Raw genomic sequence first — 25,001 nt, forward strand, 5'->3', positions numbered from 1 at the left:
CAAGGGGGAAACGATGCTGACGATCGATAAGGTGCGTCTAGGGGTGATCGGCCTGGGCTATGTCGGGCTGCCGTTGGCGGTGGAGTTCGGCAAGGTGTTGCCTACCCTGGGCTTCGACATCGACACCCGGCGGGTGGATGAGCTGAGCCGTCATGTCGATCATACCCAGGAAGTGGAGACGGCACGGCTGGCCGAGGCTTCGCAGCTGAGCTTCTCGAGCGACATCGAGGCGCTGCGCCACTGTAACGTCTATATCATCACCGTACCGACGCCTATCGATGCGAGTCACTGCCCGGATCTCACTCCCTTGGTCACCGCCAGTGACACCGTGGGCCGCGTCGTGCGGCCGGGCGATGTGGTGATCTATGAGTCGACGGTGTTTCCCGGGGCGACCGAGATGTACTGCATTCCGGTGATCGAGCGGGTCTCGGGTCTGGCCTACAACCAGGAATTCTTCGCGGGTTACAGCCCCGAGCGTATCAACCCGGGCGACAAGGAGCATCGGGTCACTTGTATCCGCAAGGTGACCTCGGGCTCCACCCCGGAGGTGGCGGCGTTCGTGGACGCGCTTTATCGACGGATCATCACCGCCGGTACGCATCAGGCCAGTTCCATCCAGGTCGCCGAAGCGGCCAAGGTGATCGAGAACGCCCAGCGTGACCTCAATATTGCCCTGATGAACGAGCTGGCGGTGATCTTCAACCGGCTGGGCCTCGATACCGAGGAAGTGTTGGAGGCGGCCGGCAGCAAGTGGAACTTCCTGCCGTTTCGTCCCGGCTTGGTGGGGGGCCACTGTATCAGTGTGGACCCTTACTACCTGACCCACCGTGCTCAGCAGGTGGGCTATCACCCCGAGGTGATTCTCTCCGGGCGGCGTATCAACGACGGCATGGGGGCCTATGTGGCCAACCAGCTGGTCAAGCAGATGGTCAAGCGGCGCCTGCAGGTGCAGAGCGCCCGGGTACTGGTGATGGGCCTGGCCTTCAAGGAGAATTGTACGGATCTGCGTAATACCCGGGTCGTGGATATTCTCAGTGAGCTTTCCGACTACAACGTGGTGGTGGATGTCTATGACCCGCAGGTCAACAAGGTTGAGGCCGAACGGGTCTATGGCATTCGCCCGGTCGAATTCCCCGAGCCCGGCGCCTACGATGCCATCATCCTGGCCGTGGCCCACCGGGAATTTCGCGACCTGAGGGTCGAGGACATTCGTGGCTGGGGCAAGCCCGAGCATGTGCTCTATGACCTCAAGTACGTGCTGCCGAAGCAACATGTCGATCTGCGGCTGTAATATAGACGCTAAGGTTGGTTGGCACGCCTGGGTGTCCCGTTATCCTTGGGCGCTGGGCGCTGGGCGCTGGGCGCTGGGCGCTGGGCGCTGGGCGCTGGGCGCTGGGCGCTGGGCGCTGGGCGCTGGGCGCTCGGCCCTCGGCCCTGAATAGGCTAGAATCCTCCCATTCCCACGATCCTGAACATCAACGCCAGGGAGGCACTATCCATGCAGGCTATGCAGGCGGTCATCCAGGCATTTCACGACATGTCGCCCGACCCGGCCGAGCCGGGCCAGGCGGTGAGCTTCGGCACCTCCGGCCATCGCGGCCGCGCGCAGGAGGGGTCGTTCAATCGGGCGCATATCCTGGCCATCACCCAGGCGGTGGTGGATTGGCGCCGCGAGACGGGGATCCGCGGGCCGCTGTTTCTCGGCCGCGACAGCCATGCGCTGTCCCGGCCGGCCTGGGAGTGTGCCCTGCAGGTGCTGGTCGCCAACGGGGTCGCGGTCCATATCGAGCGCGACGGGGAACTGACCGCCACGCCGCTGGTGAGTCGGGCCATCCTTGACCACAACGCCGGGGAGAGAGAGGGAGCGGCGCAGGCGGACGGGCTGATCATCACGCCGTCACACAATCCGCCGGAGGATGGCGGCATCAAGTACAACCCGCCCCATGGTGGCCCGGCCGAAGGGACGGTGACCGGCGAGATCGAGCTGCATGCCAACCGTTACCTGGCCGCGGGTGTCGAGACCATCGCCAGCGTGCCCTTGGAGAAGGCTCTGGCCAAGGCACGGCGCCACGATTTCGTCGGCGACTACGTGGCGGCGCTGGGCGAGGTGCTGGACATGGAGGCCATCGCGGCGTCTGGCCTGAAGCTGGCCGCCGACCCCATGGGCGGTACGGCCCTGCCGATATGGCAGGCCATCATCGCGCGCTATGGTCTGGACCTCGAGGTGGTGAATCCGGCGATCGACGAGCGCTTCGCCTTCATGCCGCCGGACCATGACGGCAAGATCCGCATGGACTGTTCCAGTGCGGCGGCCATGGCCAACCTGCTGGCCATGCGGGACGGCTTCGACCTGGCCTTCGGCAACGACCCGGATGCCGACCGCCATGGCATCGTCGATGCCGAAGGCCTGATGAACCCTAACCACTACCTGGCGGTGGCCATCGACTACCTGATCACCCATCGCCCCGAGTGGTCACAGGCGATGAAGATCGGCAAGACGCTGGTCTCCTCCTCGCTCATCGACCGGGTGGTGGCGGCCCGGGAGCGTAGGCTCTATGAGGTACCGGTGGGCTTCAAGTGGTTCGTGGAAGGCCTGCACCAGGGGTGGCTGGCCTTCGGTGGCGAGGAGAGTGCCGGGGCGAGCTTTGTGACCTTTAATGGCCGGCCCTGGTCCACCGACAAGGACGGCATCCTGCTCTGCCTGCTGGCCGCCGAGCTCATGGCGGTGACCGGTCGGTCCCCGAGCGACTATTATCGCGAGCTCACCGTGCGCCATGGCGAACCCCATTACCGACGCGTGGATACCCCCTGCCGCCGCGAGCAGCAGCAGGCCTTCAAGACGCTGACGCCCGAGCGCCTGGCGATCGCTACCCTGGCCGGTGACCCGGTGACGCAGGTAAGGGTCAAGGCCCCAGGCAACCAGGCGCTCATCGGCGGGGTAAAGGTGGAAACCGACAATGGCTGGTTCGCCGCTCGGCCCAGCGGTACCGAACCGCTCTACAAGGTCTACGCCGAGAGCTTCCGCGGCCCCGAGCATTTGCAGACGCTGATCGAGGAGGCCCAGGCGCTGCTCGCCGAGCGGCTACAGACCGACGCCTGAAAGCGGGAAGAGACGCTTGCTTCTGGTCCCTGGCACCCTTGCCATACTGGCTGGGCGCTGGGCGCTGGGCGCTGGGCGCTGGGCGCTGGGCGCTGGGCGCTGGGCGCTGGGCGCTGGGCGCTGGCTCTACGCCGTAAGTATGGCAAGATAGCCCCATTCGAATCTCGGGGCGGTGACGATGCAGCAGTCGGTAGTGCGGCAGGGAGCGCGGGAACGACGAGTTCCCTGGAACGCCAGCAACACGGTGCTGCTGTTCGCCTTTGTCGCGTCGCTGCTGCTGGCGCCCTGGGGGTATGCCCTCGTGCCCCTGGCCGCGGCGGGGGTCGCGCTGGCCGGCACGCTATCGGTCGGTCGAGAGGCGCTGGCTGCCCTCGATCGCGAGGATGGCCTGTGGCTGCTGGTGCTGCTGGGGTATGCGGGCTTGTGGTTGTGGGATGTGTCGCGTACCGGCGTCTGGCCGGTGGGCGAGGGCTACCGCGGCGTGCTTTTGCCGCTGTGGCCGCTGCTGGCGGCCGGACTGCTGGTGTGGTTGCGTCTGAAGCCGCCCTCGCGGATGGGCTGGTGGCTGGGCCTGGTGGTCGCAGGGATCGGCGTCGGGCTCATCGCCCTCTATGAGCGTTTCGTGCTGGGCGCCTACCGCGCCGATAACGGCATGAATGCCATCCCCTTCGGCAATCTCTCGCTGCTGGTCGGTTTCCTGGCGCTGGCGGCCATGCTGGGTCGGCTGTCGCGCCCGCCGCCGCGGTCCTCGCCATGGTTGACGTTGGCGCTCGGGCTGGCGGCCGTGGCAGGGTTGGCCGCCTCATTGCTCTCCGGCACTCGCGGTGGCTGGGTGGCCGTGCCGCTGCTGGCCTGGCTGGGCTATCGGGCCTTTCGGGTGGTGTTTCCCCGGCGTCAGATCAGGATCGTCGCGGGCCTCTCGGTGCTGCTGCTGGCCGGGCTGGTGGCGATGACGGCGATCACCGGCTATGGCGTGAGCGATCGGGTGGCCAAGGCGGTGGACGATGTCGAGGACTATTTCCTCGAGGGGGATACCGGCAGTTCGGTGGGCCTGCGCCTGGAGATGTGGCAGGCCGGGGCTTGGCTGTTCATCGAAAAACCGCTGCTCGGCTGGGGCGAGGGCCGCCTGGAGGCGGCGCGAGATGACCTGGTGGCCCAGGGTCGGCTGAACCCCGGCGTCAGCGAGTATGATCAGTTGCATAGCGATATCATCGATACCGCGGCGCGGCGTGGCCTGGTGGGGGTCGCGACCCTGCTGGCCCTCTATGGCGTGCCGGCCTGGCTGTTCGCCGGTTACCTGCGGCGCTGCCGGGATGCCCAAGGGCGAACCCTGGCACTTTCCGGACTGATGATATCGGTGGCGTTCGTCGACTTCGGGGTGACGCAATCCATGCTGCGCGATGTGAGAGGCCTCAGCGGTTACTTGGGATTGAGTGTGGCATGCTGGGTATTGTTGAGGGCTCGACTCGATGTGCTGAGACGACGCTCACGGTCAAGGACCAGGGGCAAGGAACCTCAAGGAACATAAGGATTTCCCCATGAAACTCTTGATCACCGGCCTGGCCGGCTTCATCGGCCATGCCGTGGCCCGACGACTGTCGGGACAGGGTCACCAGATCCTGGGCCTTGACAACCTCAATGACTACTACGATGTCGCGCTGAAGCAGGCGCGTCTGGAGGATCTGGCGGACTGCGAGGATATCCGCTTTGTCAGGCTCGATCTGGCCGACCGCGACGGCATGGCAGCATTATTCGCCGAGCACCGCTTCGATCGCGTGATCCACCTGGCCGCCCAGGCCGGGGTGCGCTACTCGCTGGAGAATCCGCATGTGTATGTGGACAGCAACCTGGTGGGCCACCTGAACGTGCTGGAGGGCTGCCGACGCCACGGCGTGGAGCATCTCGTCTACGCCTCGTCCAGCTCGGTCTACGGCATGAACGACAAGGTGCCTTTCGCCACCGCCGACAATGTCGACCACCCCGTCAGCCTGTATGCCGCTACCAAGAAGGCCAATGAGCTGATGGCGCATACTTACTCGCACCTCTACGGTATTCCCACCACGGGGCTGCGCTTCTTCACCGTCTATGGGCCCTGGGGCCGGCCGGACATGGCGATGTTCAAGTTCACCCGGGCGATCCTCGCGGGCCAGCCCCTGCAGGTGTTCAACCATGGCGACATGTCGCGTGACTTTACCTACATCGATGACATCGTCGAGGGAGTCGTGCGTATCCTCGAGGTGATCCCCGGCAGTGATCCGGCCTGGCGGGCGTCGCATGGCGGGCCGGACACCAGCAGCGCGCCCTATGCGCTCTACAACATCGGCCATGGTAGCCCGGTGGGCCTGATGGACTTCATTCGTGCGGTGGAGGCGGCCACCGGCCGAGAGGCGATCTGTGACTACCAGGCCATGCAGCCCGGGGATGTGCCGCGCACCTGGGCAGACACCGAAGCGCTGTTCGCCGCCACCGGCTATCGCCCGCAGGTGAAGGTCGAGGAGGGCGCGCGGCGCTTCGTCGACTGGTATCGCGGCTACTATGGCGTCTAGGCGCGTTTATGGAGAGACACGCCTTTCTCGTTAATAAATGTGACAAAATGTGTTTTTTGTACGATAGTAAAACGAACCGTGAAAATCAGCCCGACGCCCACCCCGGCGCCGGTTTCAGATGATGGCAGGAGTAAGGGATGAAGATCACGATTTTCGGCACAGGGTATGTGGGGCTGGTCACTGGGACCTGTCTGGCCGATGTCGGTCACGACGTGATGTGCATGGATGTGGATGCCGACAAGATCGCGCGTCTGCATGACGGCGAGGTGCCCATCTACGAGCCGGGCCTCGAGGGCATGGTCAAGGACAACGTGGCGAATGGGCGGCTGCGCTTCACCACCGACCCGGCCGAGGCGGTGGCCTTCGGGACCCTGCAGTTTATCGCCGTGGGCACCCCGCCGGACGAGGACGGCAGCGCCGACCTCAAGTATGTGCTGGCAGTGGCCGAGACCATCGGTGAGCACATGACCGATTACAAGGTGATCGTCGACAAGTCCACCGTGCCGGTGGGCACCGCCGACCGGGTCCGCGAGCGTGTCGCCGAGACGCTGGCCAACCGCGACGCGACGCTGGCCTTCGATGTCTGCTCCAACCCCGAGTTCCTCAAGGAGGGGGCGGCCATCGAGGACTTCACCTATGGCTCGCGGATCGTGGTGGGGACCGACTCGGAGCGCGTCAAGGAACTGATGCGCGAGTGCTATGCGCCTTACAACCGTCAGCACGAAAAGATGATGTTCATGGATGTGCGCGCCGCCGAGCTGACCAAGTACGCCGCCAACGCCATGCTGGCCACCAAGATCAGCTTCATGAACGAGATCGCCAACCTGGCCGAGCGCCTCGGCGCCGACGTGGAGCAGGTGCGCCACGGGATCGGCAGCGACCCGCGCATCGGCTACCAGTTCATCTATCCCGGCTGCGGTTACGGCGGCTCCTGCTTCCCCAAGGACGTGCAGGCGCTGGCGCGCTCGGCGGCACAGGTCGACTACCAGGCCGAGCTGCTCAATGCCGTGGAGGCGGTCAACCGCCGGCAGAAGCAAAACCTGTTCACCAAGCTTTCCCAGGCCTTCGATGGTGACCTGGCCGGCAAGACCATCGCCCTGTGGGGACTGTCGTTCAAGCCCAATACCGATGACATGCGCGATGCGCCCAGCCGCACGCTGATGGAGGCGGTGTGGAATGCCGGCGGCCGGGTCCAGGCCTTCGATCCCCAGGCCATGAAGGAGTGCCGTCGCCTGTATGGCGAGCGCGACGACCTGATGCTGGTGGCCGACCGCATCCAGGCGGTGAAGGGCGCCGATGCGCTGGTGATCTGTACCGAGTGGAAGGAGTTTCGCACCGTGGACTTCGAGTGGCTGAAGGCCAATCTCGCCATGCCGGTGATCGTCGATGGCCGCAACCTCTTCGACCCCCAGGCGGTGAAGCGGGCAGGGCTGCTCTACTACGCCGTGGGGCGTGGCAACTCGCTGAAGATCGCCCAGGAAGAGACGGCCTGAGCGGCGGCTGAGTCACACCGCACCAGGTCACGGTTGACCACACGCAACGGGCCCGCCGAATGGCGGGCCCGTTGCGTGTGGAGGGACACTCGTCCAGGGGCCGGCTATTCCCAGGCCTGATCGCTCTGGTCCCACAGGCGGTGCAGGTCGCGGTCCTGGGTGATGTCGTACAGCCGGTAGCGACGGTCGAGGCGTGCGCCGCCGTCGCGGGTCAGGGGGGCCCAGGCGAGCCCCATGTGGCTGCGGGTGGAGGTGGTAAAGAAGGCATCCAGCGGCAGCGACACGTAGATGCCCTTGTCGAAGCTGCCTTCGCCAAAGTCGTCGCCGGCATCGGTGAAGGTGGCCCAGGCGCCCATGATGGCGCCGGAGTCGAATTCCCGTGACAGATCGAAGGTGACGCCGACATCCTTGGCCAGATAGCGACCGACGCTGACCTTGGCCAGCACATCCTCGATGCCGGTCTCGACATAGGTGCTCAGGTGGCCCGTCCAGGTGGTGTAGTCGCGCAGGCCGAACCGCTGGTCGAAGTCACGCTGCTTTACATAGTTGAGGTCGGCCCCCACGGCCCAGTCGCTATTGAAGGGACGGTAGAGCAGCTCGCCCCCCACGCCGGCATACATCATCTCGAGCAGGCCACCGTAGCCCATGGCGAACCAGTTGTCGTCGAGGCGGGCGGTGCGGGTGTACTGGAGGTTGGTCAACCCGAGCTCGCCCTCGGCCAGGTAGTTGCCGAGGAAGGTGCGCACCCGCGGCAGATCGGAGTCAGCAATGAAGTCAAACTGATCAAGGTTGTCGAACAGGGTCCAGCCCAGCGTGCCCGAGAACCAGCCGTTGGCGTCGGTGTAGAGTTCTCCATGGGCTCGCAGCTGCAGCTGGTAGAGATAGCCATCTGGCCCGCCCAGGTTCTGGTTCAGGGCTGGCGAGATGCCGTACGCCCAGCGCTTCGCCGGATTGTCCACCCGCACCTCGCCATCCCGGGCGGGGCCGCTGGCCGCCTGGGAATAGAGGCTGTAGCGGTAGTCTGCCTCGGCCTCGCGGGAGGTAGCGGCGGCCACGAAGCTCTTCCGGGGGTGCACGTCGTCGCGCAGGAACAGTCCCTGGGAATACCAGCGATAGCGGAAGCGTTCGACGTCCTCACCGGCGTGGTGGTGCAGGATGCGATTGGCGCGCCCGGCGGTCTTGGCCAGGGAACGAAAGCGGGTGGCTTCCGCTTCCACGACCAGCTCATCCCCTTGGTCGACGATGCGCAGGGCGCGAAGGCCGGCGTTTTCCTGCAATGCCTGGCTGGCGGCCTGCCAGTCGCCGCGTGGCGGGGTGCCCTCGGGGGCCAGCGCTACCGGCGGGGCGTCGCGCTTGACCTGGCTCAGGCCGGCGAGGTTGGCGCGCAAGGCGATGCCGGCCATGGCGGTGTTGCCACGCTGCCAGCCCAGGCGCAGCGCCAGGTTGTCGGAGACTTGATAGCGGGCGCCGAGGTTAAAGGGCGAGTCGCTGTCGACGGGGGAACCGGCCGGCTCGTCCTCGTAGTCGTTACCCTCGTATTCCAGCTGCAGGGTCAGGGGCCGCCACGGGGTCTGGTACTCCACCCCGCCGAAGAAGGCCGCCGGGCCGCGGAACAGCTGGTCCAGGGCGAACTCGCCGCCCTGCTCGCCACCGGCCTGCTCGGGGCGGTCGTCGAAGCGCTCGTCGAGCCAGCCCAGCGGCGAGGCGAGATCGCCGCGCTCGCCCAGGTAGCCCCAGCCGAGGCCCAGGCTGACGTCGATATCGTGCCAGCGCTTGCTGGCCACCAGATATTCGGCGCCGAACAGCGAGGTGCCACCGGCATCGCGCAGGCCGAGGGCCAGCTCGGGCCAGTAGCGGTTCTCCTGCTTCAGGCGAAACTTGGCGTCAAAGCCCTTGTCGAGGTAGTCCCGGTCGCCGGCGATGCGTTCTCCGAAGAGACGATCCTCGACCTCCACGTAGCGGAAGGTGAACTCGAACCAGTCGGTGGGCTGCAGGCTGAGGTTGTAACGTCGATAAGGCTCGGTGCGACTAACGGAGAAGGTCAGCTCGCCCGTCGGCGCCATGCGGGCGGTAGGGGTCTGCATCAGCCCCACGCCGCCGAAGTCGCTCTGGGCGGTGCCCAGGTGAATGTCGCCTGCCTGCCCCCAGGCCGCGCCGGTCAGGGCGGGAGCGACGGGGCCGGCGGCCAGCAGGGCGCCCAGCAGTGTCCGCCTGCCGAGCCGGGGCGGCAAGAGGGGGAGGCTATCGATCGTGGTGCGGCGCTTGGGCATCGGTATTACCGGTCGCTGGTCGGCAGGGTGGCGGAATACAGGGTGCAGCGATCGCCGGGCAGGCGTGTCGCCAGGTAGTGAGGCAAAGTGGTGTCGATCCAGGCGGCGCCGAGGGCCGAGGCATCCTGCGCGAATCCGTCGAGCGGAAGCGGCAGCCGCTGGACGAGGCGGCTGCCCGGCGTGATCTCCACTTCCTGGTGGTTCCAGGCGGCGATGCCGACCTCGTCGACCTGGCCTAGCGGGGTGATTCGCCAGGCGGTGTCGCTATGGCGGCTGGCCTCGCCGTCGGAGGCCTCGCGCAAGGCCTGTGACACGGTCAGTTCCGGCCGATAGGCAACCCGGGAGACGCCCCCGGCATGCCAGACCTCGACCCAGCTCGGTGGCTGGCAGGCGCCATAGCTGGCCAGCGAGGTCAGGGGCGGATCGTGACGGGGGTTGGCCACCAGGGCGGTGATATCGGCGCGTCCCGGGGTGCGGGCCTGGTCGGGCTGCTGGTGGTAAGCCGCGACACCTTGTCGCCAGGCCCCCAAGGCATGCGCCCAGGCCAGGTTGCCTTGCATGGCCGCCTGCTGGGCGACGATGGCCAGCTCGGCTTCCAACTCGCGTCCCTGGCGTGTCTGCGCCACGACATCGTCACGATGGCGCATGAAGGCGTAGCCGGCCGGCGGCTGAGTCTCCTGCTGCAGCCAGGCATCTCGCAGGGTGGGGGCTTCGGCCTGGCCGAATGCGGGAAGGGCCAGCGGCAGGCTCAGCGCCAGGATGAGCAGGGTGGCCGGCCAAAAGCGCGGTGTGCGCGCTTGGCCTGAGAGAGTGTCGTGCATGCTGCCTCCTTGCTCACTTACCACCAGGGGCGGGCGACCTGCCATTCGACCGGCGCGGCCCCCGGCCAGGGCGTCTCCGTACCGGCCCAGAGACGCTGGGTCTCGGGGTCGCGCCACAGGATGTTGTGACTAGTGCCGGCCCCCTGCCAGTCGACGGTCTCCTCGCAGCGCTCGAGTGCCAGCGTGGTCAGCGGCAGTGACACCGACTCGGGCGTGTGGCATTGCCAGGTGGCCAGGCCCTGGGCCCGATGGTCGGCGCCGTCGGCCTCCTGCCAGTGACTGCTGACGCGATAGCGCCCGCCCGCGGCGGGAGCGGTGCGGCTCAGGGACAGCAAGTCGCGGCCGAAGCCCGCCGTACTGAACAGCCGCCCGTCCGTCAGGGTCAGCGTGCCCTGATCCCGGGCTTGCCACAGGGTGGTGGCATCGCCCGGCTCCCCCGCTTGGTAGGCGAGCACCAGCAGCGACCGGTTGCCATAGGCGTTCACCAGCAGCGAAGCATAGGGCAGTTTGCGGGCCTGTTCGCGATGCACCTCGAGGGATCCGCCCCAGGCGTCCTCGAGGGTCTGACCTGCCAGCGATGAGCAGGCCGATAGCGGAAGCAATAACAAGGCCACGCAGAGGTGGCCTCGATGGACACCAAGGCCGCCGGGCATCAGCGCGTGCCTGTGGTGCCGGTCGTACCCGTCGGGCCGGTTGGACCGCCGCCACCAGGCCCGACCGGAACGGTCGTGCCCGAGGTGCCCGAGGCGCCCGACGAGTCGCTGTCGCCGGACATGACCCCGACTGCCACGCCGAGCGTGAGGGCGGTCGCGATCACCGTACCGGTGATCGCGGCAGTGGACATGCCGGCCGCCGCGGCACCTGCCGCCGTACCGCTGCCGACCCCGGTCGAGGCGGCACCGGTGGTGGTGGCGCTTCCCGTACCGGTGGCGGCGGGGTCCTGGGCCATGGCCAGGGGTGATGCCAGCATGCCGAGTGTGGCGATCAATGCTAACGGTTTCTTGCGCATGGTACGTTCCCTCCTTGTCGTCACCATTGCCTGTCGGGATGGGCTATCTGCTACTGAGGCAATGGCATTTCTCAGTGTAACAGTTTGTGCGCTGCCGCATGTTCGGGTGATTGTAAAGGATATTACGCAGGAGAGTGAAAATTCTGCTGACGAATATATCGCCATTTGGCTGAGATTTCTTTCATCCTTTCTGATATTCCTCCTGTTTCCGGTATTATTTGATTGCTCCTTGGGGTGCGGAAGGAGGTAGGCTTTTTGTTATTCGTTTTTATAATAAGGAAATTATTTATTATTCTTAGGCATTGCCGTGGTTGGCTGCTTATTCCGAATGACGAAAGGGCGAGCCGCATAGGGAGGCCAATATCCTGGCTGGATTTGCGACCTCCTGCTTCTGTAGAATCCTGACATTGCAATTGCCACCCTCATTCCTACAACAGAAATGTGATGCCTCGATGAACGACATGGCCCCCTCTGGTCCTCCTGTCGCCAAGTCACCTCGGGTGCTGCGTCGTGAAATGTTGCGAGCCAACCGGTTCATGGGCCTCCATCAGGCCTGGTGGGGGCTGATTCTCGCGCCTGTGCTGATCCTTCTGGCCTACCTGGTCGTGGGGGCCTGGCAGTGGTGGTGGGGATTGCCTGCCTTCCTGGTGGGCTGGGGAGGCGCCGAGCTGTGTTTTCTGCCGCGCCGTGTGGTGATCCATCGCCTCGCCGTCGAGGAAAGCCGCGCTGCGGTTGTCCGTGAGGCCTGGAAGCATGGTGTCGCCCTGCGTGACGTGAAGGTCGAGGGGCGCCGCTCGACCCGGTAATGGCCCTTCCCGCCGACTGCTCGAAGATTCCTCGATACCGGGTTTCCTTGTCGCCTTCTTTATCCACGGCACGGGCCTGGTTTGGCCTGCCGTGAAACCAGGCTCTTCTCCATCGCGACAGCGGTCATTTTTTCCTCATCAAGGATGAGAAAAATCACGTGGCAGAGACTACCCCTGAATGTAACAATTTGTATGTCAATTGGTCGTTTCGGTTAATTCCATTCGGGCATGCGACGAAGGTGACGGGAGCAGGCGGTACTGCCTCGTTCAGGCTTCCAGTTTACGGTGGGCAGATAGCGCATTCAGCGCCTCTGCCAGGAGGGGTGAACGATGTCACAGCCACAGGTAGGTGTCTGGCATGCGAGTCGCGCCGAGTTGGCCAGGCGCGGCCGGCTGGTGCGCGACCTGGTCCGTGAGGAACAGGCCCGACAGCAGGGGACGCTGATACAGGGGATCAATCTCGAGGCCTATCTTGACCGCATCTTGGCGAGAGATGAGTTCGTCCTGCTGGAGGTGGAGGGGCGCCTGTGCGGATTCTGCGCCTTCTACATCCATGACCTGACACTCGACAGCGCCTTCATTACGCTGTTGCTCCTAGCGCCGGAGGTACGCGGCTGCGGCCTATGTCGCCAGGTCCTGGCGGGGGTCGCCGAGGTGGCACGCCACCGTGGATTCGAATACCTGACGCTGTGGGGCCGTCATGATCGTGTGGACACCCTGCGCCTCTACCAGCGTATGGGGTTTCGTGCACTGGCAAGCAGTGACTGCGGCGAGGTGTTCATGCGGATGGCGATCATCGAGAGGTCACCCTTGGCCATGACGCCGGTCCCGGCACCGGCGGTGAGCTGAAGGCAAAGGGCCAAGACGCAAAAGCGGGCTCGGGGGCTTGCCCGCTCCTGGCTATCGACGGGGTCTGGCGAGTGGCAGGTGGCCGTAGCAGGGTGGCGAGGCCGGCTCCCGGTCCGCGGCATCCTCGTCGCGCAGAGCCTTGAGCAGGGCGTCGCGCAGCAGCGGCAGGTGGGAGTCCTCGATATGACGGGCGGCCGTCAGCAGGGTGAGGCGTCCCCGTCGGGCATGGCGCATCAGCGGGATCAGGCGCTGGGGGGCATCGCGCAGCTCGCCGCGATAGCGCACGGCGTACACGCCGCTCGAGATCTCACCCTGGTGGTACTGTCGGCGTAAGGTCGGCGAGGGTGACGCCTCCCGGTACCAGTCGGTGAGCGCCAGGCTCTCTTGCGGTTTTCCCCTCGGCCAGAGGCGGTCCACCAGGACCCGGGCGCCATCCTCGGGTAGCGGCTCGGCATAGACCCGTTTGAGCACGATATCGTAGGCCATGACAGTCTGATCCTCGCTAGCGATACGAGCGCGATGCTTCCCTGCGCCGTTGCGACCCAGCTTCTCCTTGGGGCCCTATCCTATTGCTCCTTTCTTCTTTCTCCTTTCTCCTTTCTCCTTTCTCCTTGCTCCTTGCTCCTTGCTCCTTGCTCCTCGACCCTTGCCTCTGTCCTTACGGTACTTCCGCCAGGGCTTCGCGGGCGCGTGCCTGCCATCGACCGGGACGCGAGGCGGCCTGGGCAAGGGCCTCTCGTGAGGCGTCGAACGCCCCCTGATCCTTCAGCAACAGGCCCAGGTTGAGCCAGGCAACGGCCAGGTCGGGGTCGACCGTTACGGCCTCGCGGAAGGCATCGCGGGCCTCGGCGGTATCGCTCGTAGCATGACGCGCATTGCCCAGGGCGAACCAGGCCATGGCCGCCCGGGGGTGGCGCTCGACCAGGGCCTGCCAGGCAGGCAGCGCGGTGTCGGCTCCCTGAACGCGCTCGAAGGCGGCGATGGCGCGTATGGCCGGTTCGGGGCGGCTTCCTGCCGGCAGTTCACCCGGTGCCAGGGCCACGAAGGCCCAGCGGTCGCTGCGGGCCCAGGTGGCGTCGAAGCGGGCAAAGCCGGTGCGCTGCTCGGGTGTCAGGCCGCTGTGCAGCACCAGGGTCTCGCTCGGCAGGTCATAGCCGATGGCCACGGCGTAGTGCCAGACCGGCCAGGCCGGCAGCGAAAGGTTCTGCATGACCACCACGGGATGTCCTGCGGCGATCTCGGTGAGCAGGGCATCCAGGCGGCCCTCGAGTCGGTAGGGAACGCGCCCCTGGCGCCTGACGGTGGCAAGCATCTCCGGTTGCACGCTGCCGTCCCGGCCGGGCAGGAAGACCTGGGGGATCAGGGCATCGACGGTCACGGGCACCTCACTGGCGTTCAGCACCATGGCCAACGAGGCCGGTCCACACTGATAGTCGCGCTGCCCGTGGAAGGGCACCGTGTCGAGTAGCGCCGTTGCAGGCAGGGCCTGTTCGGTGACGGGGTCCAGCCGAGGCGTCGTGACACAGCCGCTCAGGGCCAGCAGATAAAGGCACAACGCGAGAACGCCCGCGAGGCGGGCGTTCGCACGATGCCGGTAGCGACCTAACATCCGGTAGCTCCCCGATCAGCGCGTGAAGGGATAGACGTCGGTCAGGCCGAGGATATCGGTCACCAGCAGGATGACGAAGACCGCGAAGAGGGCGCCGACCACGCTGGCCCCAGCCGGCAAGTCCTCGAGCTGCGCGGCCATCTGACGGGCCTCGTCGTCGGAGAGCGCGGCGACCCGGGCCTTTACGTCTCTCGGGTCGACGCCCTGGGCGAGCAGCTGCTGCTGGACATCGTCCCGGGCCAGGATCTCGCGGATCTGCTGGCGGTCGGTGCTGGTCTGGTTGGCGGCCAGCGCGTCTTCCGTTCCCACCAGGCCGGTGCCCGGCGCGGCGGCCACCGGGAGGCTGCCGAGCAGCAGAGTCGCGATCAGCAGCAGGCTGACGGTACGGCGGAGGATGTTGATCATCGTGGTGTTCCTTCTTCGTTGGATGGGCTTCCGGCTCCAGGCACCGTCGGTGACGTGAGCATGCCGGCCGAGGCCGACGGCATTGCGATGCCCGACCAGTATAGGATGAAATGACGATGGATTTCATGCTGTTGAATCGCCCAGCGCCCAGCGCCCAGCGCCCAGCGCCCAGCGCCAAGGGGCAAGGGGCAAGGGCTATCGATACGAGGAGGGCAGTTCCGCGAGCAGGCCGCGACCGCCGGCCAGGGTCAGGGCCAGGTCGTGCAGGCCATCCCACAGCGGGAGGGGGCTGGCACCCTTGATGGCGAGGTCCAGGCGCTGGGCGAACAGCAACAGCTTGTGCAGCCGTTTCAGGGGCAGCCGCTGCAGGGCCTGCTGGTAGGCCGGACGGCGCTTGTCGAAGATCGGCGGCTTCTGGGCCTTGCAGGCATGCTCGAGGCTCTGTCCCTGGTCGAGGTGCTGGTGGAGCGAGAGCAGGGTGCGTAGCTCCCGGGTCAGGGCCCAGAGCACGATGGGGCCTTCCACGCCCTCGCCGCGAAGCCCGGCCATGATCCGTGAGACGCGCCCGCGCTCGCCCTTCAGGCAAGCATCCATCAGGGTGAAGACGTCGTACCGGGCGCTGTCCTCGACATCCCCGGCGACCTGCTGGGGCGAGATGCGTGCCCCGGGGGAGCAGAGCAGGGCAAGCTTCTGCAATTCCTGGTCGGCGGCCAGCAGGTTGCCTTCGGTGCGCTCGCCAAGCAGCCGGGCGGCATCCAGATCCAGGGTCAGGCCGTGGTGGCCGGCCCGGTCGCGCAGCCAGAAGTGCAGCCGCGAGACGTCCACCGGCCAGACCGGGACGAACAGGCCGACCTTGTCCAGGGCCTTGAACCAGGCACTCTTCTGTTCGCGGAAGTCGAGCTTGCCCATGGAGAGCAGCAGCATGTTGTCGCTGCCGGCCATCTGTTCGGCATATTCCCGCAGGGCCTTGGCCCCTTCCTGACCGGGCTTGCCGCTGCCCAGGCGCAGCTCGATGAGCTTGCGGGAGGCGAACAGCGACAGGCTGGCGGCGGCCTCGGTGAGCCGTCCCCAGGCAAAGTTGGCCTCCACATGCAGCACCTCGCGCTCCTCGATCCCGGCTTCCTTGGCGGCGGTGCGCACGGCATCGCAGGCTTCCGTGTGCTGCAGGGGCTCGTCGCCGGCTACGATCACCACCGGCGGCAGTTTCTTGGCCAGGGACTCGGAAAGCTTGTCGGCAAAGACCTTCACGTGAGCGTCCTCTTCAATCCAGCGCCATCACGTCGCATCCAGTGCCCGCAGGCGGTCCATGAGCTGGCGGACCGCCTCGCGCCGCAGCCGTTCGGTCACCGCCTCGCGCAGGTCGTCCTGAGCCAGCAGGTCGTCATCGCTGACGCTGATCCGTTCGCTGACCTCGAGGCGTTGCTGGTCGAGCAGGTAGGCACCATCCTCGCGCCGCTGAACCGAGAAGGGCGCATCCAGGGTCAGCTCTAGTTCTTGGTTGCCGGCATCCATGACGCCCAGGTTGCGCTCGTACAGGCGAGGTGGGCCCAGGTTGAGCACACGCGGGGCATCGGCATGGACCCGAGTGCCGCTACGCTCGAGGTGTTCGGCCACCAGCCGGGCGAGCTCGCTGTCGGGACCCGCCAGGGCCATCTCCTCGAGGGCTATCTCAGCGCCGTCCAGGCCGCGCAGGCGAAAGCCGCAGCCGGTCAGCGCCAGGGTGGCGCCGGCGGCCAGGCCGAGCCGAAGCAGGGTGCGGCGCTGCATCACCCCACCACCACGTTGACCAGCTTGCCGGGTACGACGATCACCTTGCGCACGCTCTTGCCCTCGAGGTGACGCTGGACGTTCTCCGCGGCCAGCGCCTGGGCCTCGATGGTGGCCTTGTCGGCGTACGCCTCGACCTCGATGCGGGCCCGCAGCTTGCCGTTGACCTGGACCACCAGCTCGATGCTGTCACGCTTGAGGGCCGCGTCGTCGACGGTTGGCCAAGGGGCATCGATCACCGCTTCCTTATGGCCGAGCGCGGCCCATAGGGCGTGGCAGGCGTGGGGGGTAATGGGGGCGAGCAACAGCACGCAGGCCTCCACCGCCTCGCGGGCCACCGCCAGATCCGGCGCGTCGGGCTTGTCGCGCTCGCCTTGGAAGCGGCCCAGGGCGTTGGTCAGCTCCATCACCGCGGCGATGGCGGTATTGAAGGTGGTGCGCCGGCCGATGTCGTCGCTGGCCTTGGCGATGGTCTCGTGGGTCTTGCGGCGCAGCTCGCGCTGGGCGTCGCCCAGGGCGCTGACGTCTAGTTCGCCGGGTTCGCCGTCAGCCCGGTGGTCGGCCTCAATATGTTCAAACACCAGGCGCCACAGGCGCTTGAGGAAGCGATGGGCGCCTTCGACGCCGGAGTCCGACCATTCCAGGGACTGCTCGGGCGGGGCGGCGAACATCATGAACAGGCGCACGGTGTCGGCGCCGAAGCGATCGATCATCGCCTGGGGGTCGACGCCGTTGTTCTTGGACTTGGACATCTTCTCGATGCCGCCCATCTCCACCGGCTGGCCATCGCTCTCGAGCACCGCACTCAGCGGCCGGCCCTTGTCGTCACGCTTGACCACCACGTCGGCGGGATTGAACCAATCCTTGCCGCCGTTCTCGGTGGGCCGATAGAAGGTCTCGGCGATCACCATGCCCTGGGTCAACAGGCGCTGGAAGGGCTCGTCGGACTCCACCAGGCCGAAGTCGCGCATCAGCTTGTGGAAGAAGCGTGCGTAGAGCAGGTGCAGGATGGCGTGCTCGATGCCGCCGATGTACAGATCCACCGGCAGCCAGTAGTCGGCGCGTCCGTCGAGCATGGCCTCCGGGTTGTCGGCGCAGCAGAAGCGTGCGTAGTACCAGGAGGACTCCATGAAGGTGTCGAAGGTGTCGGTCTCGCGCACCCAGCCGTCGCCCAGCTCAGAGAACTCGGGCATCTTCTTCAGCGGCGAGCCGGAAGCGTCCACGGTGACCTCCAGCGGCAGCTCCACCGGCAGCTCGTCGTCGGTAAGCGGCACGGTCTGGCCCTCGGGGCCGTACTTGACCGGGATCGGCGCACCCCAGTAGCGCTGGCGGGCCACACCCCAGTCGCGCAGACGAAAGTGGGTCTTCACCTCGCCATGGCCCTGCTCTTTGAGCCGGGTGGCGATGGCATCGAAGGCCGCCGAGAAGTCCAGGCCGTCGAATTCGCCGGAATTGATCAGCACGCCATAGTCGTCATGGGCGCCCTGGCTGAGGTCCGGGGCCTGGCCGTTATCGTCGGCGATCACCGGCTCGATGGGCAGGGCGTACTTGGTGGCGAACTCCCAATCCCGCTGGTCATGGGCGGGCACGGCCATAACCGCGCCGGTGCCGTACTCCATGAGCACGAAGTTAGCGACGAAGACCGGCACACGGCGGCCGGTGAGGGGATGCACGGCCTGGTAGCCGGTGGCCATGCCCTTCTTCTCCATGGTGGCGAGCTCGGCCTCGGAGGTGCCGCCATGGGCGCACTCGTCGAGGAAGGCGGCGAGGTCGGGCTGGCCCTCGGCGGCGGCGCGAGCCAGCGGATGGGCGGCGGCCACAGCCACGTAGGTCACCCCCATCAGGGTGTCCGGGCGGGTGGTATAGACCCGCAGCGGCTCCAGGGCCTGATCCTCATGGTCGGCCACGTCGAAGGCCAGCTCCACCCCTCGGGACTTGCCGATCCAGTTGCGTTGCATGGTCTTGACCTGCTCGGGCCAGTCGACCTTGTCGAGATCCGCCAGCAGCTCCTCGGCGTAGTCGGTGATCTTGAGGAACCATAGCGGGATCTCCTTGCGCTCCACCGGGGCGCCGGAGCGCCAGCCGCGGCCCTCGATCACCTGCTCGTTGGCCAGCACCGTCTGGTCCACCGGGTCCCAGTTGACCGTGGACATCTTCTTGTAGACCAGCCCCTTCTCCACCAACCTGGTGAAGAACCACTGTTCCCAGCGGTAGTAGTCGACGTCGCAGGTGGCGAACTCGCGGCTCCAGTCATAGGCGAAGCCCAGCGCCTTGAGCTGTTCGCGCATGTAGTCGATGTTCTGGTAGGTCCATTTCGCCGGCGGTACTTGGTTCTTGATGGCGGCGTTCTCCGCCGGCATGCCGAAGGCGTCCCAGCCCATGGGCTGCAGCACGTTTTTGCCCTGCATGCGCTGGAAGCGGGTAACCACGTCGCCGATGGTGTAGTTGCGCACATGCCCCATGTGCAGCTTGCCGCTGGGGTAGGGGAACATCGACAGGCAGTAGAACTTCTCGCGGCTGGCGTCCTCCACCGCCTTGAAGCACTGGTTCTTGACCCAGTACTGCTGGGCGTCGCGTTCGATATCAAAGGGCTGGTATTGTGCGTCCATCGCTGTCTTCGGGTACCTTGCTAGTCGAGAGCAGCGCGCATGGCGCTGCGCATGTCAGCGGGCCTGGTGCGGCATCAAGGTAGGGCGCCGTGCCGGCGCGAGACCATTGATTTGCCGACGGCATGTCGTCTAAATGGAAGACTCTTCGGGAGCGCCAAGGATACCCCAGCACGGCAGGCCCCGGCTATGGTGGCATGCCGGGGCGCCTGTCCCCACCAGGCCATAAGGAGTGGAACATGAGCGATCACAAGACCTCCGGGCACAAGGACCACCGTCTGCGCGAAGGGTATGAACGCATGCTGGCCCGTCTCAAGGATGGGGCCGACGAGCTGACATGGGAGAACCTCCAGCAGGAACTCGACGAGGCCGTCGAGTTCGAGGCCGATGTGGAGGAGTTCACCCGGGACGAGCTGGCTCTGCTGCGGGCCTGGGTCGAACGGGACCTGAAGGAGATGCGCCGCTACCTGGGCGCCGGCGGTGAGGGCGTGGCCAGCTGGCTGGGTATCGATCTCTCGGTGCTGTCACGCCGGGTGGTGGAGTCCCTGCTCTCCATCGCCGATCGCAGCGTGATTGAACGGGAACAGCTGGAGGATGACCTGGAAGCGGCCCGCGCCGACTACGTGGCCGGGGAAGTGGCGGCTCCCGGACGCATGGCCTGTGCGCACTGCAATGCCACGGTCGACCTGGAGGGGGTGGCCCGCATCGAGCCCTGTCACCGCTGCGGTCATCGCTACTTCGTGCGTGCCCCCAAGGAAACCACCGAATAGTCGACGGGGCGGCGCTGGCAGGGCCAGTGCCGCCCGAATCGATTTGCCCGCAGACGATCGTCAGCGTCTCTAGACCCTTTTTTGCTTTCCGGCGGCCTGGCCTAGGCTGCCTACCCCATGTCCAGGGCACCCTGCTCCCTCAAGTCGAGGCCGGCAGCGGCTGCCTCGCCTCCCTCTTCTATCCCTTTCTCCTTATATTTTCCTGATGCTCGCCCGGCTGGCTGCTGCATGCAACCTTCTGAGATGGGCGAGGTTCATCAGCGTTTTCTTAACGCTAAAGCATGGATTTCACTGATTAACATGATGAAAAAAATGGGTGTGCAAGCCCTCCACCTCCAAAGTATCTTTTTGTAAAACTGTTATGTGTTTTTGTGGTTGAGTGGCCGATATAAGGCAACTGATGGGTGGTTTCATGTAGATGGTTTTATGTAGATGGTTTTCTGGATGCTCGCGCTCCAATCATGGAGGCACGGGGGTGAAGCAAGGGGCAGAAACAGGAGGGAGAACATGGCCAAGAGAATATTTGATGTTTCCATGGCAGCTCTTGCCCTTGCGCTGCTTTTTCCCTTATTGGCCATCGTGGCGATGATTGTCTACTTCAAGATCGGCTCGCCGGTCTTGTTTCGTCAGTTGCGTCCGGGCCTTCATGGAAGGCCCTTTGAAATCATAAAGTTCAGAAGCATGCGTGATGCCTTCGATGAGGCGGGTAATCCCTTGCCTGACGATCAGCGGTTGAGTCGCTTCGGTGCTTGGCTGCGATCCACTAGTCTGGATGAGTTGCCCGAACTCTGGAATGTGATCAAAGGGGAGATGAGTCTGGTCGGGCCTCGGCCCTTGTGTATGGAATATCTTCCTCTGTATAGCGCCGAGCAGGCTCGGCGTCATGGTGTACGGCCCGGGGTGACAGGATGGGCGCAAGTCAATGGGCGAAACAGCATCACCTGGGAAAGAAAGTTTGAGCTTGATGTCTGGTACGTGGACAACCGGTCGTTTCTGCTGGATGTGAAGATCCTGTTTCTGACATTGGTAAAAGTTCTGAGGCGCAGTGGAGTTTCAAGCGAGCATCACGTGACCATGGAAGATTTTACGGGCAGTTGAGTGTTCAGGCGATGCTGAGGCATACGAGGCGGAAGCAGATGAGAATGACTGCCTGCTGACAAACGATAGCTGCATGTTGGAAGGAGAGGATGGCATGTTCAGAGGTGATGCTAGCGTGGCCGTGGTACAGGAGGCGCCCACGCTTCAGGATGATGTATATGTCTTCAAGGTGGTATCGAGCGAAAGCGAGTGGCGAAATGTACTTGAGACAGTGGGAGGTTATGATTTTTATCATACCTGGGATTACCATGAGATCAGCAGGCGAAATGGAGAGGGGCAGCCGCTGCTTTTCCTGTACAAGAATGCGGCCTGCATAATCGCCTGGCCGCTGATACTGCGCACCTTCCAGGCTGAAGGCCAGGAATGGAAGGACGTCACGTCTGCGTATGGCTATCCGGGACCCCTGGTAAAGGGCGAGATCACCGCCTCCGACAAGCGCCAGTGGGCCCGTTGTGTAGTTCGCTGGTGCCAGGAGCATCAGGTAGTTTCGATCTTTTCGCGCCTGAATCCCTTGATTGATCACAATGCCGTTCTGGAGGGCTTGGGGGAGGTCAAGACGATGGGGACAACGATACCGATCGATCTTCGTATGCCCCTCGATATCCAGAGGGAAAAGTTCAGGTCCAGCTTGAAAAGAGGCATCAACAAGCTGGAAAAAATGGGCGGTGTTTGCGAAGAAGTCGACCCGCTATCCAACCTCGATGAGTTCCTGACAATTTACGAAGAGACCATGCGGCTTCGTCATGCCAATGAGTACTTCTTCTTCAGCCGTGATTATTATGAGTCCTTGTTCTCGGCAAGCGATTTTGATGCCAGGATGTACGGTGTGTATCTGGAAGGCCGTATGGTATGCGCGGGAATTTTCGTCTATACGGGAAATATTGTGCAATATCACCTGGGGGGTACGCTGCCCGATTTTTATCACTGTGCGCCCAGCAAGCTCCTTCACGACAAGGTGAGGATTTATGCAACCGAGAGGGGGGCCGAGTGGTTCATGCTGGGGGGAGGTGTAGGGGGAGATGATGATCCCCTGCTGTATTTCAAGTCCGGATTTTCCCGATTGAAGATGCCGTACCGGGTGGCCAATATCATTGTGAACCCGGTGGCCTATGAATGGCTAGAAGACAGAGCCGTTGCATCGGCAAGGAAACTCGGGATGCCCCTGGATCCTGATTACTTCCCAAGTTATCGAAGTATTCCGAATGTCGTCTTTGACCATTGAGTCATGTTGACCGCACCTCCATCGTTAAAAGGGCCGCCACGGCGAGGGCGGCCATGATCAGGGCGTAGCGCAGGTTCTCGCGCATCATCAGGGTGCCGCTGACGCCGTAGCGTCCTTGAAGCGAGAGGTTGATGCCCGACAGCGGCCCCACACTGGTGCCCACCGCCCAGGCCGCCAGGGCCACGCAGGCGAATAGGGTATGGCGACTGGCTTCCAGGTCGAGCACCGAGGCCAGCACCGAGACCCCGATGATGGGGTGAAGCCCTGCCACGGCGCTGGCCACGATGGCCAGGAAGCTGACGACCGCCTCCCAGGCACCGAATTCTGCAAAGAGCGTCCATTCGCTGCCGGTGGCGGCCGCGATGCAGGTCGAGAGCCCCCGAGTCAGCAGCCCGGCGCAGAGGAACAGCGAGATCTCGCCGCGCATCGCCGGCAGTCGAGTGAGGGTATGTCGATGGACGCGCTGCAGCGTCCAGCGGGGGCCGGCTGGCAGGTTACTGGCCAGGGCTACGCCCGGCAGCAGGAAGGTGATGATGGCGACGATGGAAAGCGATGGCGTCAGGCCATAGTGGAAGAGCATCACCAGGCCAGCCAGCCCGGCTGGCATCAGCAGGCTGGCCGGCGACAGGGAGAAACCGGCCGTGTCCGTTAGGTCGAAGCGCTGTGATAGCTCGAGGGTGGTCAGCAGCCCCGAGGCCAGGGCCAGGGGCAGGCCGAACGCCAGCACGCCGGTATAGCGCATGTCCGGCGCCAGGGTCATGACCACCCCCATCGAGGCGAAGAAGGGCGACCACAGGGCCGCGCTCGACAGTCCCCGGTTGAGGCCCAGCAACTGGGGCGTGGTGAGCGGGGCCCGCCGTGCCAGACGGTCGCCGACCATGAACACCGTGGAGAGGTTGAGGATCGCGCCCAGCAGGTGGACCCCGAGCCAGGTGCCTGCCAGGCCGCGGGATCCCATCACCGCCTGGCCTGGCGGTCGCTTGTGCCCTTGGTCACGGCCGATCAGGCCGATGAAGCTGACACCCACCAACATGGCCACGACATGGGTGTTGCCGTCGAGGATCGCCGGCCAATCGATGGCCGCACCGTAGCGGAGCGCCGCTATCACCAGCAGTCCCAGCCCGATGACCACCAGGGCGCCGGCCTGCCGGCGCGTCCGGGCGGGGATATCGACCCACAGCAGGGCGGTGGCCAGCCAGAGGCCATATCCCACCAGGTGAGGGGCCGGCGAAAGGGAGGCGAAGCCGAGGATCTGCAGCATCAGGGCCGCGAGGATCAGGCCGCCGGCGATAGCGTGGCGGGGAATCACGGGCGCAGTGGGGGTGTCGGACACGGATTAGGAGTTCCTGTGGCAAATGCTAAGCAGTCTAAACAATTTGCAGTGAGGTTGTCCTGGGCGCCTGTCGGCGCCATCGCGATCTGAAGATCACTCCCACAGCAGAATCACAGTCCAGTGGTTTTGTGGGAGCGAAGCTCTGCTTCGCGATCCGTTGCGAAGCGGCGGTGAGTTTGCGTCGCGATGGCCTGAGGCGTCAGCGCCACTCCCTGGCGGCCGGTTCCCGGGCCGTGTCCAACTGGTCAAGCATCGCCCGGGCGGCATTGGAGAGGGTGCGGCTGCGATGCACCAGATAGCCCAGGGGGCGATGGATGGGCGGGTGGTCCACCTCAAGGACATGCAGGTCGCCGGCCACCAGACGCTCCGGCAGCAGGCTCCAGCCTAGCCCGATGGCGGTCATCATCTTGAGGGTTTCCAGGTAGTTGGTGGAGACCGCCACCGGCAAGTCGAGACCCGCGGTGGCGAAGCGGCCCTCGATCAGGCCACGAGTGAAGGTCATGGGGCCGGGCAGCACGGCGTCGAAATCGCACAGCTCGGGCAGGACCAGTCGGCCTCGCCGGGCCAGGGAGTGGTCGTGGGCGCAGACGAAGCACAGCCGGTCAACCCATACCGGCACCACCTCCAGTTGCTCGTCGGGGTGGGGTGCGAGGGTGACCACGGCGATCTCCAGGGCACCGTCGAGCACCCCTTGGTAGGCCTGCTCGCTGTCCAGGAAGTGCAGGTCGAGTCGTACCTCGGGATGTGCCCGGGTATAGGCCTTGAGCAGCGGCGGCAGGCGATGCAGGCCGATATGGTGACTGGTGGCGAGCGTCAGGCTACCGGCCACGTCGTGGCTGAGGTTGCCCAGCGCCCGGCGGCTGTCGTCGACCATCACCAGGATCTGCCGGGCCCGGGGCAGCAGCACACGACCGGCCTCGGTCAGGGTGACGCGACGCCCGATACGATCGAACAGCCGGGCCGCGATCTGGTCCTCGAGCACGGCGATGCGCTTGCTGACCGCCGGTTGAGTGAGATGGAGTTGCTCGGCGGCGCGGGAGAAGCTGCCGTGATCGGCGACGGCGAGAAAGGCCTGCAGACTCTGGGTATCCATGGCGTGCTCCTTTTTCTATTCCAGAAAGGAATTCATTGAATAAATAACATGAATTGATTTTATGGGCGAGGCGGGGGAGACTGCTGGAAAAGCGCCCAGCGCCCAGCGCCCAGCGCCCAGCGCCCAGCGCCCAGCGCCCAGCGCCCAGGGGCCTGTCGCCAGGAAAGCCACGATACCGGGGAACACAGAGTCTCAGCGGAATTC

The 25,001-nt window shown here is 65.1% G+C and carries 22 protein-coding genes; 10 read left to right on the forward strand and 12 right to left on the reverse strand.

The annotated features are described in order from the left end of the window. The first annotated feature begins 13 nt into the window (after nucleotides 1–13). The 5 genes from tviB to FHR94_RS00120 all read left to right on the forward strand — a co-directional run bounded on the left by tviB (nucleotide 14) and on the right by FHR94_RS00120 (nucleotide 7,139). Entirely contained in the window at nucleotides 14–1,291 is a 1,278-nt protein-coding gene (gene tviB / locus FHR94_RS00100; RefSeq protein ID WP_183323284.1) for a Vi polysaccharide biosynthesis UDP-N-acetylglucosamine C-6 dehydrogenase TviB, read from the forward strand. Between the two features lie 216 nt (nucleotides 1,292–1,507). Further along, nucleotides 1,508–3,100: a phosphohexomutase domain-containing protein gene (locus tag FHR94_RS00105; protein WP_183323946.1), complete on the forward strand. Its 1,593-nt coding sequence runs from the start codon at nucleotides 1,508–1,510 to the stop codon at nucleotides 3,098–3,100. Nucleotides 3,101–3,278: 178 nt separating this feature from the next. Next, complete coding sequence (locus FHR94_RS00110; protein WP_183323287.1) at nucleotides 3,279–4,628, forward strand: O-antigen ligase family protein; 1,350 nt, start codon at nucleotides 3,279–3,281, stop codon at nucleotides 4,626–4,628. Nucleotides 4,629–4,638: 10 nt separating this feature from the next. Beyond that, entirely contained in the window at nucleotides 4,639–5,646 is a 1,008-nt protein-coding gene (locus tag FHR94_RS00115) for an NAD-dependent epimerase (RefSeq protein WP_183323288.1), read from the forward strand. Nucleotides 5,647–5,783: 137 nt separating this feature from the next. Beyond that, nucleotides 5,784–7,139, forward strand: a complete 1,356-nt coding sequence (locus FHR94_RS00120) for a UDP-glucose dehydrogenase family protein (protein WP_183323291.1) — start codon at nucleotides 5,784–5,786, stop codon at nucleotides 7,137–7,139. Nucleotides 7,140–7,243: 104 nt separating this feature from the next. Here FHR94_RS00120 and FHR94_RS00125 read toward each other — a convergent pair whose 3' ends face one another. The 4 genes from FHR94_RS00125 to FHR94_RS00140 are packed head-to-tail and all read right to left on the reverse strand — an operon-like array spanning nucleotide 7,244 to nucleotide 11,239. Beyond that, on the reverse strand, nucleotides 7,244–9,409 hold the full coding sequence (locus FHR94_RS00125; protein ID WP_183323293.1) for a YjbH domain-containing protein: 2,166 nt from the start codon (nucleotides 9,407–9,409) through the stop codon (nucleotides 7,244–7,246). A gap of 5 nt (nucleotides 9,410–9,414) precedes the next feature. Further along, complete coding sequence (locus FHR94_RS00130; RefSeq protein WP_183323295.1) at nucleotides 9,415–10,230, reverse strand: capsule biosynthesis GfcC family protein; 816 nt, start codon at nucleotides 10,228–10,230, stop codon at nucleotides 9,415–9,417. 17 nt (nucleotides 10,231–10,247) lie between these two features. Beyond that, complete coding sequence (locus tag FHR94_RS00135) at nucleotides 10,248–10,844, reverse strand: YjbF family lipoprotein (protein ID WP_183323297.1); 597 nt, start codon at nucleotides 10,842–10,844, stop codon at nucleotides 10,248–10,250. 38 nt (nucleotides 10,845–10,882) lie between these two features. Continuing rightward, entirely contained in the window at nucleotides 10,883–11,239 is a 357-nt protein-coding gene (locus tag FHR94_RS00140; RefSeq protein WP_183323300.1) for a hypothetical protein, read from the reverse strand. Between the two features lie 536 nt (nucleotides 11,240–11,775). Between FHR94_RS00140 and FHR94_RS00145 the strand changes: the two genes are divergently transcribed. After that, entirely contained in the window at nucleotides 11,776–12,045 is a 270-nt protein-coding gene (locus FHR94_RS00145; protein WP_183323302.1) for a hypothetical protein, read from the forward strand. 330 nt (nucleotides 12,046–12,375) lie between these two features. Beyond that, the gene (locus FHR94_RS00150; protein WP_183323304.1) at nucleotides 12,376–12,894 is read left to right on the forward strand and encodes a GNAT family N-acetyltransferase; all 519 of its coding nucleotides are present in this window, start codon (nucleotides 12,376–12,378) and stop codon (nucleotides 12,892–12,894) included. Between the two features lie 51 nt (nucleotides 12,895–12,945). On the opposite strand, the gene FHR94_RS00155 is transcribed toward FHR94_RS00150, so the two are convergent. From FHR94_RS00155 to leuS, 6 genes are all read right to left on the reverse strand, one after another. Next, on the reverse strand, nucleotides 12,946–13,380 hold the full coding sequence (locus FHR94_RS00155) for a DUF488 domain-containing protein (protein WP_183323306.1): 435 nt from the start codon (nucleotides 13,378–13,380) through the stop codon (nucleotides 12,946–12,948). 172 nt (nucleotides 13,381–13,552) lie between these two features. Beyond that, nucleotides 13,553–14,503: a PA2778 family cysteine peptidase gene (locus FHR94_RS00160; RefSeq protein WP_183323308.1), complete on the reverse strand. Its 951-nt coding sequence runs from the start codon at nucleotides 14,501–14,503 to the stop codon at nucleotides 13,553–13,555. 15 nt (nucleotides 14,504–14,518) lie between these two features. Then, entirely contained in the window at nucleotides 14,519–14,905 is a 387-nt protein-coding gene (locus FHR94_RS00165; RefSeq protein ID WP_183323947.1) for a PA2779 family protein, read from the reverse strand. Nucleotides 14,906–15,103: 198 nt separating this feature from the next. Continuing rightward, nucleotides 15,104–16,156, reverse strand: a complete 1,053-nt coding sequence (gene holA, locus FHR94_RS00170; RefSeq protein WP_183323310.1) for a DNA polymerase III subunit delta — start codon at nucleotides 16,154–16,156, stop codon at nucleotides 15,104–15,106. A 27-nt stretch (nucleotides 16,157–16,183) separates the two neighbouring features. Next, nucleotides 16,184–16,675 (reverse strand): LPS-assembly lipoprotein LptE, encoded by a 492-nt coding sequence (locus FHR94_RS00175; RefSeq protein WP_183323313.1) that lies wholly within the window; start codon nucleotides 16,673–16,675, stop codon nucleotides 16,184–16,186. Next, nucleotides 16,675–19,284 (reverse strand): leucine--tRNA ligase, encoded by a 2,610-nt coding sequence (gene leuS / locus FHR94_RS00180; protein WP_183323315.1) that lies wholly within the window; start codon nucleotides 19,282–19,284, stop codon nucleotides 16,675–16,677. Before leuS ends, FHR94_RS00175 begins: the two co-directional genes overlap by 1 nt. A 236-nt stretch (nucleotides 19,285–19,520) precedes the next feature. Here leuS and FHR94_RS00185 point away from each other — a divergent pair, with 236 nt between their 5' ends. The 3 genes from FHR94_RS00185 (at nucleotide 19,521) to FHR94_RS00195 (ending at nucleotide 22,371) form a co-directional block, all read left to right on the forward strand. After that, complete coding sequence (locus FHR94_RS00185) at nucleotides 19,521–20,051, forward strand: zinc ribbon-containing protein (protein ID WP_183323317.1); 531 nt, start codon at nucleotides 19,521–19,523, stop codon at nucleotides 20,049–20,051. Between the two features lie 507 nt (nucleotides 20,052–20,558). Further along, nucleotides 20,559–21,149, forward strand: a complete 591-nt coding sequence (locus FHR94_RS00190) for a sugar transferase (RefSeq protein ID WP_183323319.1) — start codon at nucleotides 20,559–20,561, stop codon at nucleotides 21,147–21,149. Nucleotides 21,150–21,243: 94 nt separating this feature from the next. Then, on the forward strand, nucleotides 21,244–22,371 hold the full coding sequence (locus FHR94_RS00195; protein ID WP_183323321.1) for a GNAT family N-acetyltransferase: 1,128 nt from the start codon (nucleotides 21,244–21,246) through the stop codon (nucleotides 22,369–22,371). Nucleotide 22,372: 1 nt separating this feature from the next. On the opposite strand, the gene FHR94_RS00200 is transcribed toward FHR94_RS00195, so the two are convergent. Beyond that, nucleotides 22,373–23,632 (reverse strand): hypothetical protein, encoded by a 1,260-nt coding sequence (locus FHR94_RS00200; protein ID WP_183323948.1) that lies wholly within the window; start codon nucleotides 23,630–23,632, stop codon nucleotides 22,373–22,375. A 271-nt stretch (nucleotides 23,633–23,903) separates the two neighbouring features. Continuing rightward, nucleotides 23,904–24,797, reverse strand: coding sequence for a LysR family transcriptional regulator (locus tag FHR94_RS00205; protein WP_183323323.1), 894 nt, complete (start codon nucleotides 24,795–24,797; stop codon nucleotides 23,904–23,906). Between the last annotated feature and the right edge of the window lie 204 nt (nucleotides 24,798–25,001).

The sequence above is a fragment of the Halomonas cerina genome (assembly GCF_014192215.1).
Classification (GTDB): Bacteria; Pseudomonadota; Gammaproteobacteria; order Pseudomonadales; family Halomonadaceae; genus Halomonas; species Halomonas cerina.

Excerpts from the sequence above, each read along its gene's own strand:
- tviB (WP_183323284.1), top strand. The coding sequence starts at position 14 with ATGCTGACGATCGATAAGGTGCGTCTAGGGGTGATCGGCCTGGGCTAT.
- FHR94_RS00105 (WP_183323946.1), top strand. The coding sequence starts at position 1,508 with ATGCAGGCGGTCATCCAGGCATTTCACGACATGTCGCCCGACCCGGCC.
- FHR94_RS00110 (WP_183323287.1), top strand. The coding sequence starts at position 3,279 with ATGCAGCAGTCGGTAGTGCGGCAGGGAGCGCGGGAACGACGAGTTCCC.
- FHR94_RS00115 (WP_183323288.1), top strand. The coding sequence starts at position 4,639 with ATGAAACTCTTGATCACCGGCCTGGCCGGCTTCATCGGCCATGCCGTG.
- FHR94_RS00120 (WP_183323291.1), top strand. The coding sequence starts at position 5,784 with ATGAAGATCACGATTTTCGGCACAGGGTATGTGGGGCTGGTCACTGGG.
- FHR94_RS00125 (WP_183323293.1), bottom strand. The coding sequence starts at position 9,409 with ATGCCCAAGCGCCGCACCACGATCGATAGCCTCCCCCTCTTGCCGCCC.
- FHR94_RS00130 (WP_183323295.1), bottom strand. The coding sequence starts at position 10,230 with ATGCACGACACTCTCTCAGGCCAAGCGCGCACACCGCGCTTTTGGCCG.
- FHR94_RS00140 (WP_183323300.1), bottom strand. The coding sequence starts at position 11,239 with ATGCGCAAGAAACCGTTAGCATTGATCGCCACACTCGGCATGCTGGCA.
- FHR94_RS00145 (WP_183323302.1), top strand. The coding sequence starts at position 11,776 with ATGGGCCTCCATCAGGCCTGGTGGGGGCTGATTCTCGCGCCTGTGCTG.
- FHR94_RS00150 (WP_183323304.1), top strand. The coding sequence starts at position 12,376 with ATGTCACAGCCACAGGTAGGTGTCTGGCATGCGAGTCGCGCCGAGTTG.
- FHR94_RS00155 (WP_183323306.1), bottom strand. The coding sequence starts at position 13,380 with ATGGCCTACGATATCGTGCTCAAACGGGTCTATGCCGAGCCGCTACCC.
- FHR94_RS00160 (WP_183323308.1), bottom strand. The coding sequence starts at position 14,503 with ATGTTAGGTCGCTACCGGCATCGTGCGAACGCCCGCCTCGCGGGCGTT.
- FHR94_RS00175 (WP_183323313.1), bottom strand. The coding sequence starts at position 16,675 with ATGCAGCGCCGCACCCTGCTTCGGCTCGGCCTGGCCGCCGGCGCCACC.
- leuS (WP_183323315.1), bottom strand. The coding sequence starts at position 19,284 with ATGGACGCACAATACCAGCCCTTTGATATCGAACGCGACGCCCAGCAG.
- FHR94_RS00185 (WP_183323317.1), top strand. The coding sequence starts at position 19,521 with ATGAGCGATCACAAGACCTCCGGGCACAAGGACCACCGTCTGCGCGAA.
- FHR94_RS00190 (WP_183323319.1), top strand. The coding sequence starts at position 20,559 with ATGGCCAAGAGAATATTTGATGTTTCCATGGCAGCTCTTGCCCTTGCG.
- FHR94_RS00195 (WP_183323321.1), top strand. The coding sequence starts at position 21,244 with ATGTTCAGAGGTGATGCTAGCGTGGCCGTGGTACAGGAGGCGCCCACG.
- FHR94_RS00200 (WP_183323948.1), bottom strand. The coding sequence starts at position 23,632 with ATGCTGCAGATCCTCGGCTTCGCCTCCCTTTCGCCGGCCCCTCACCTG.
- FHR94_RS00205 (WP_183323323.1), bottom strand. The coding sequence starts at position 24,797 with ATGGATACCCAGAGTCTGCAGGCCTTTCTCGCCGTCGCCGATCACGGC.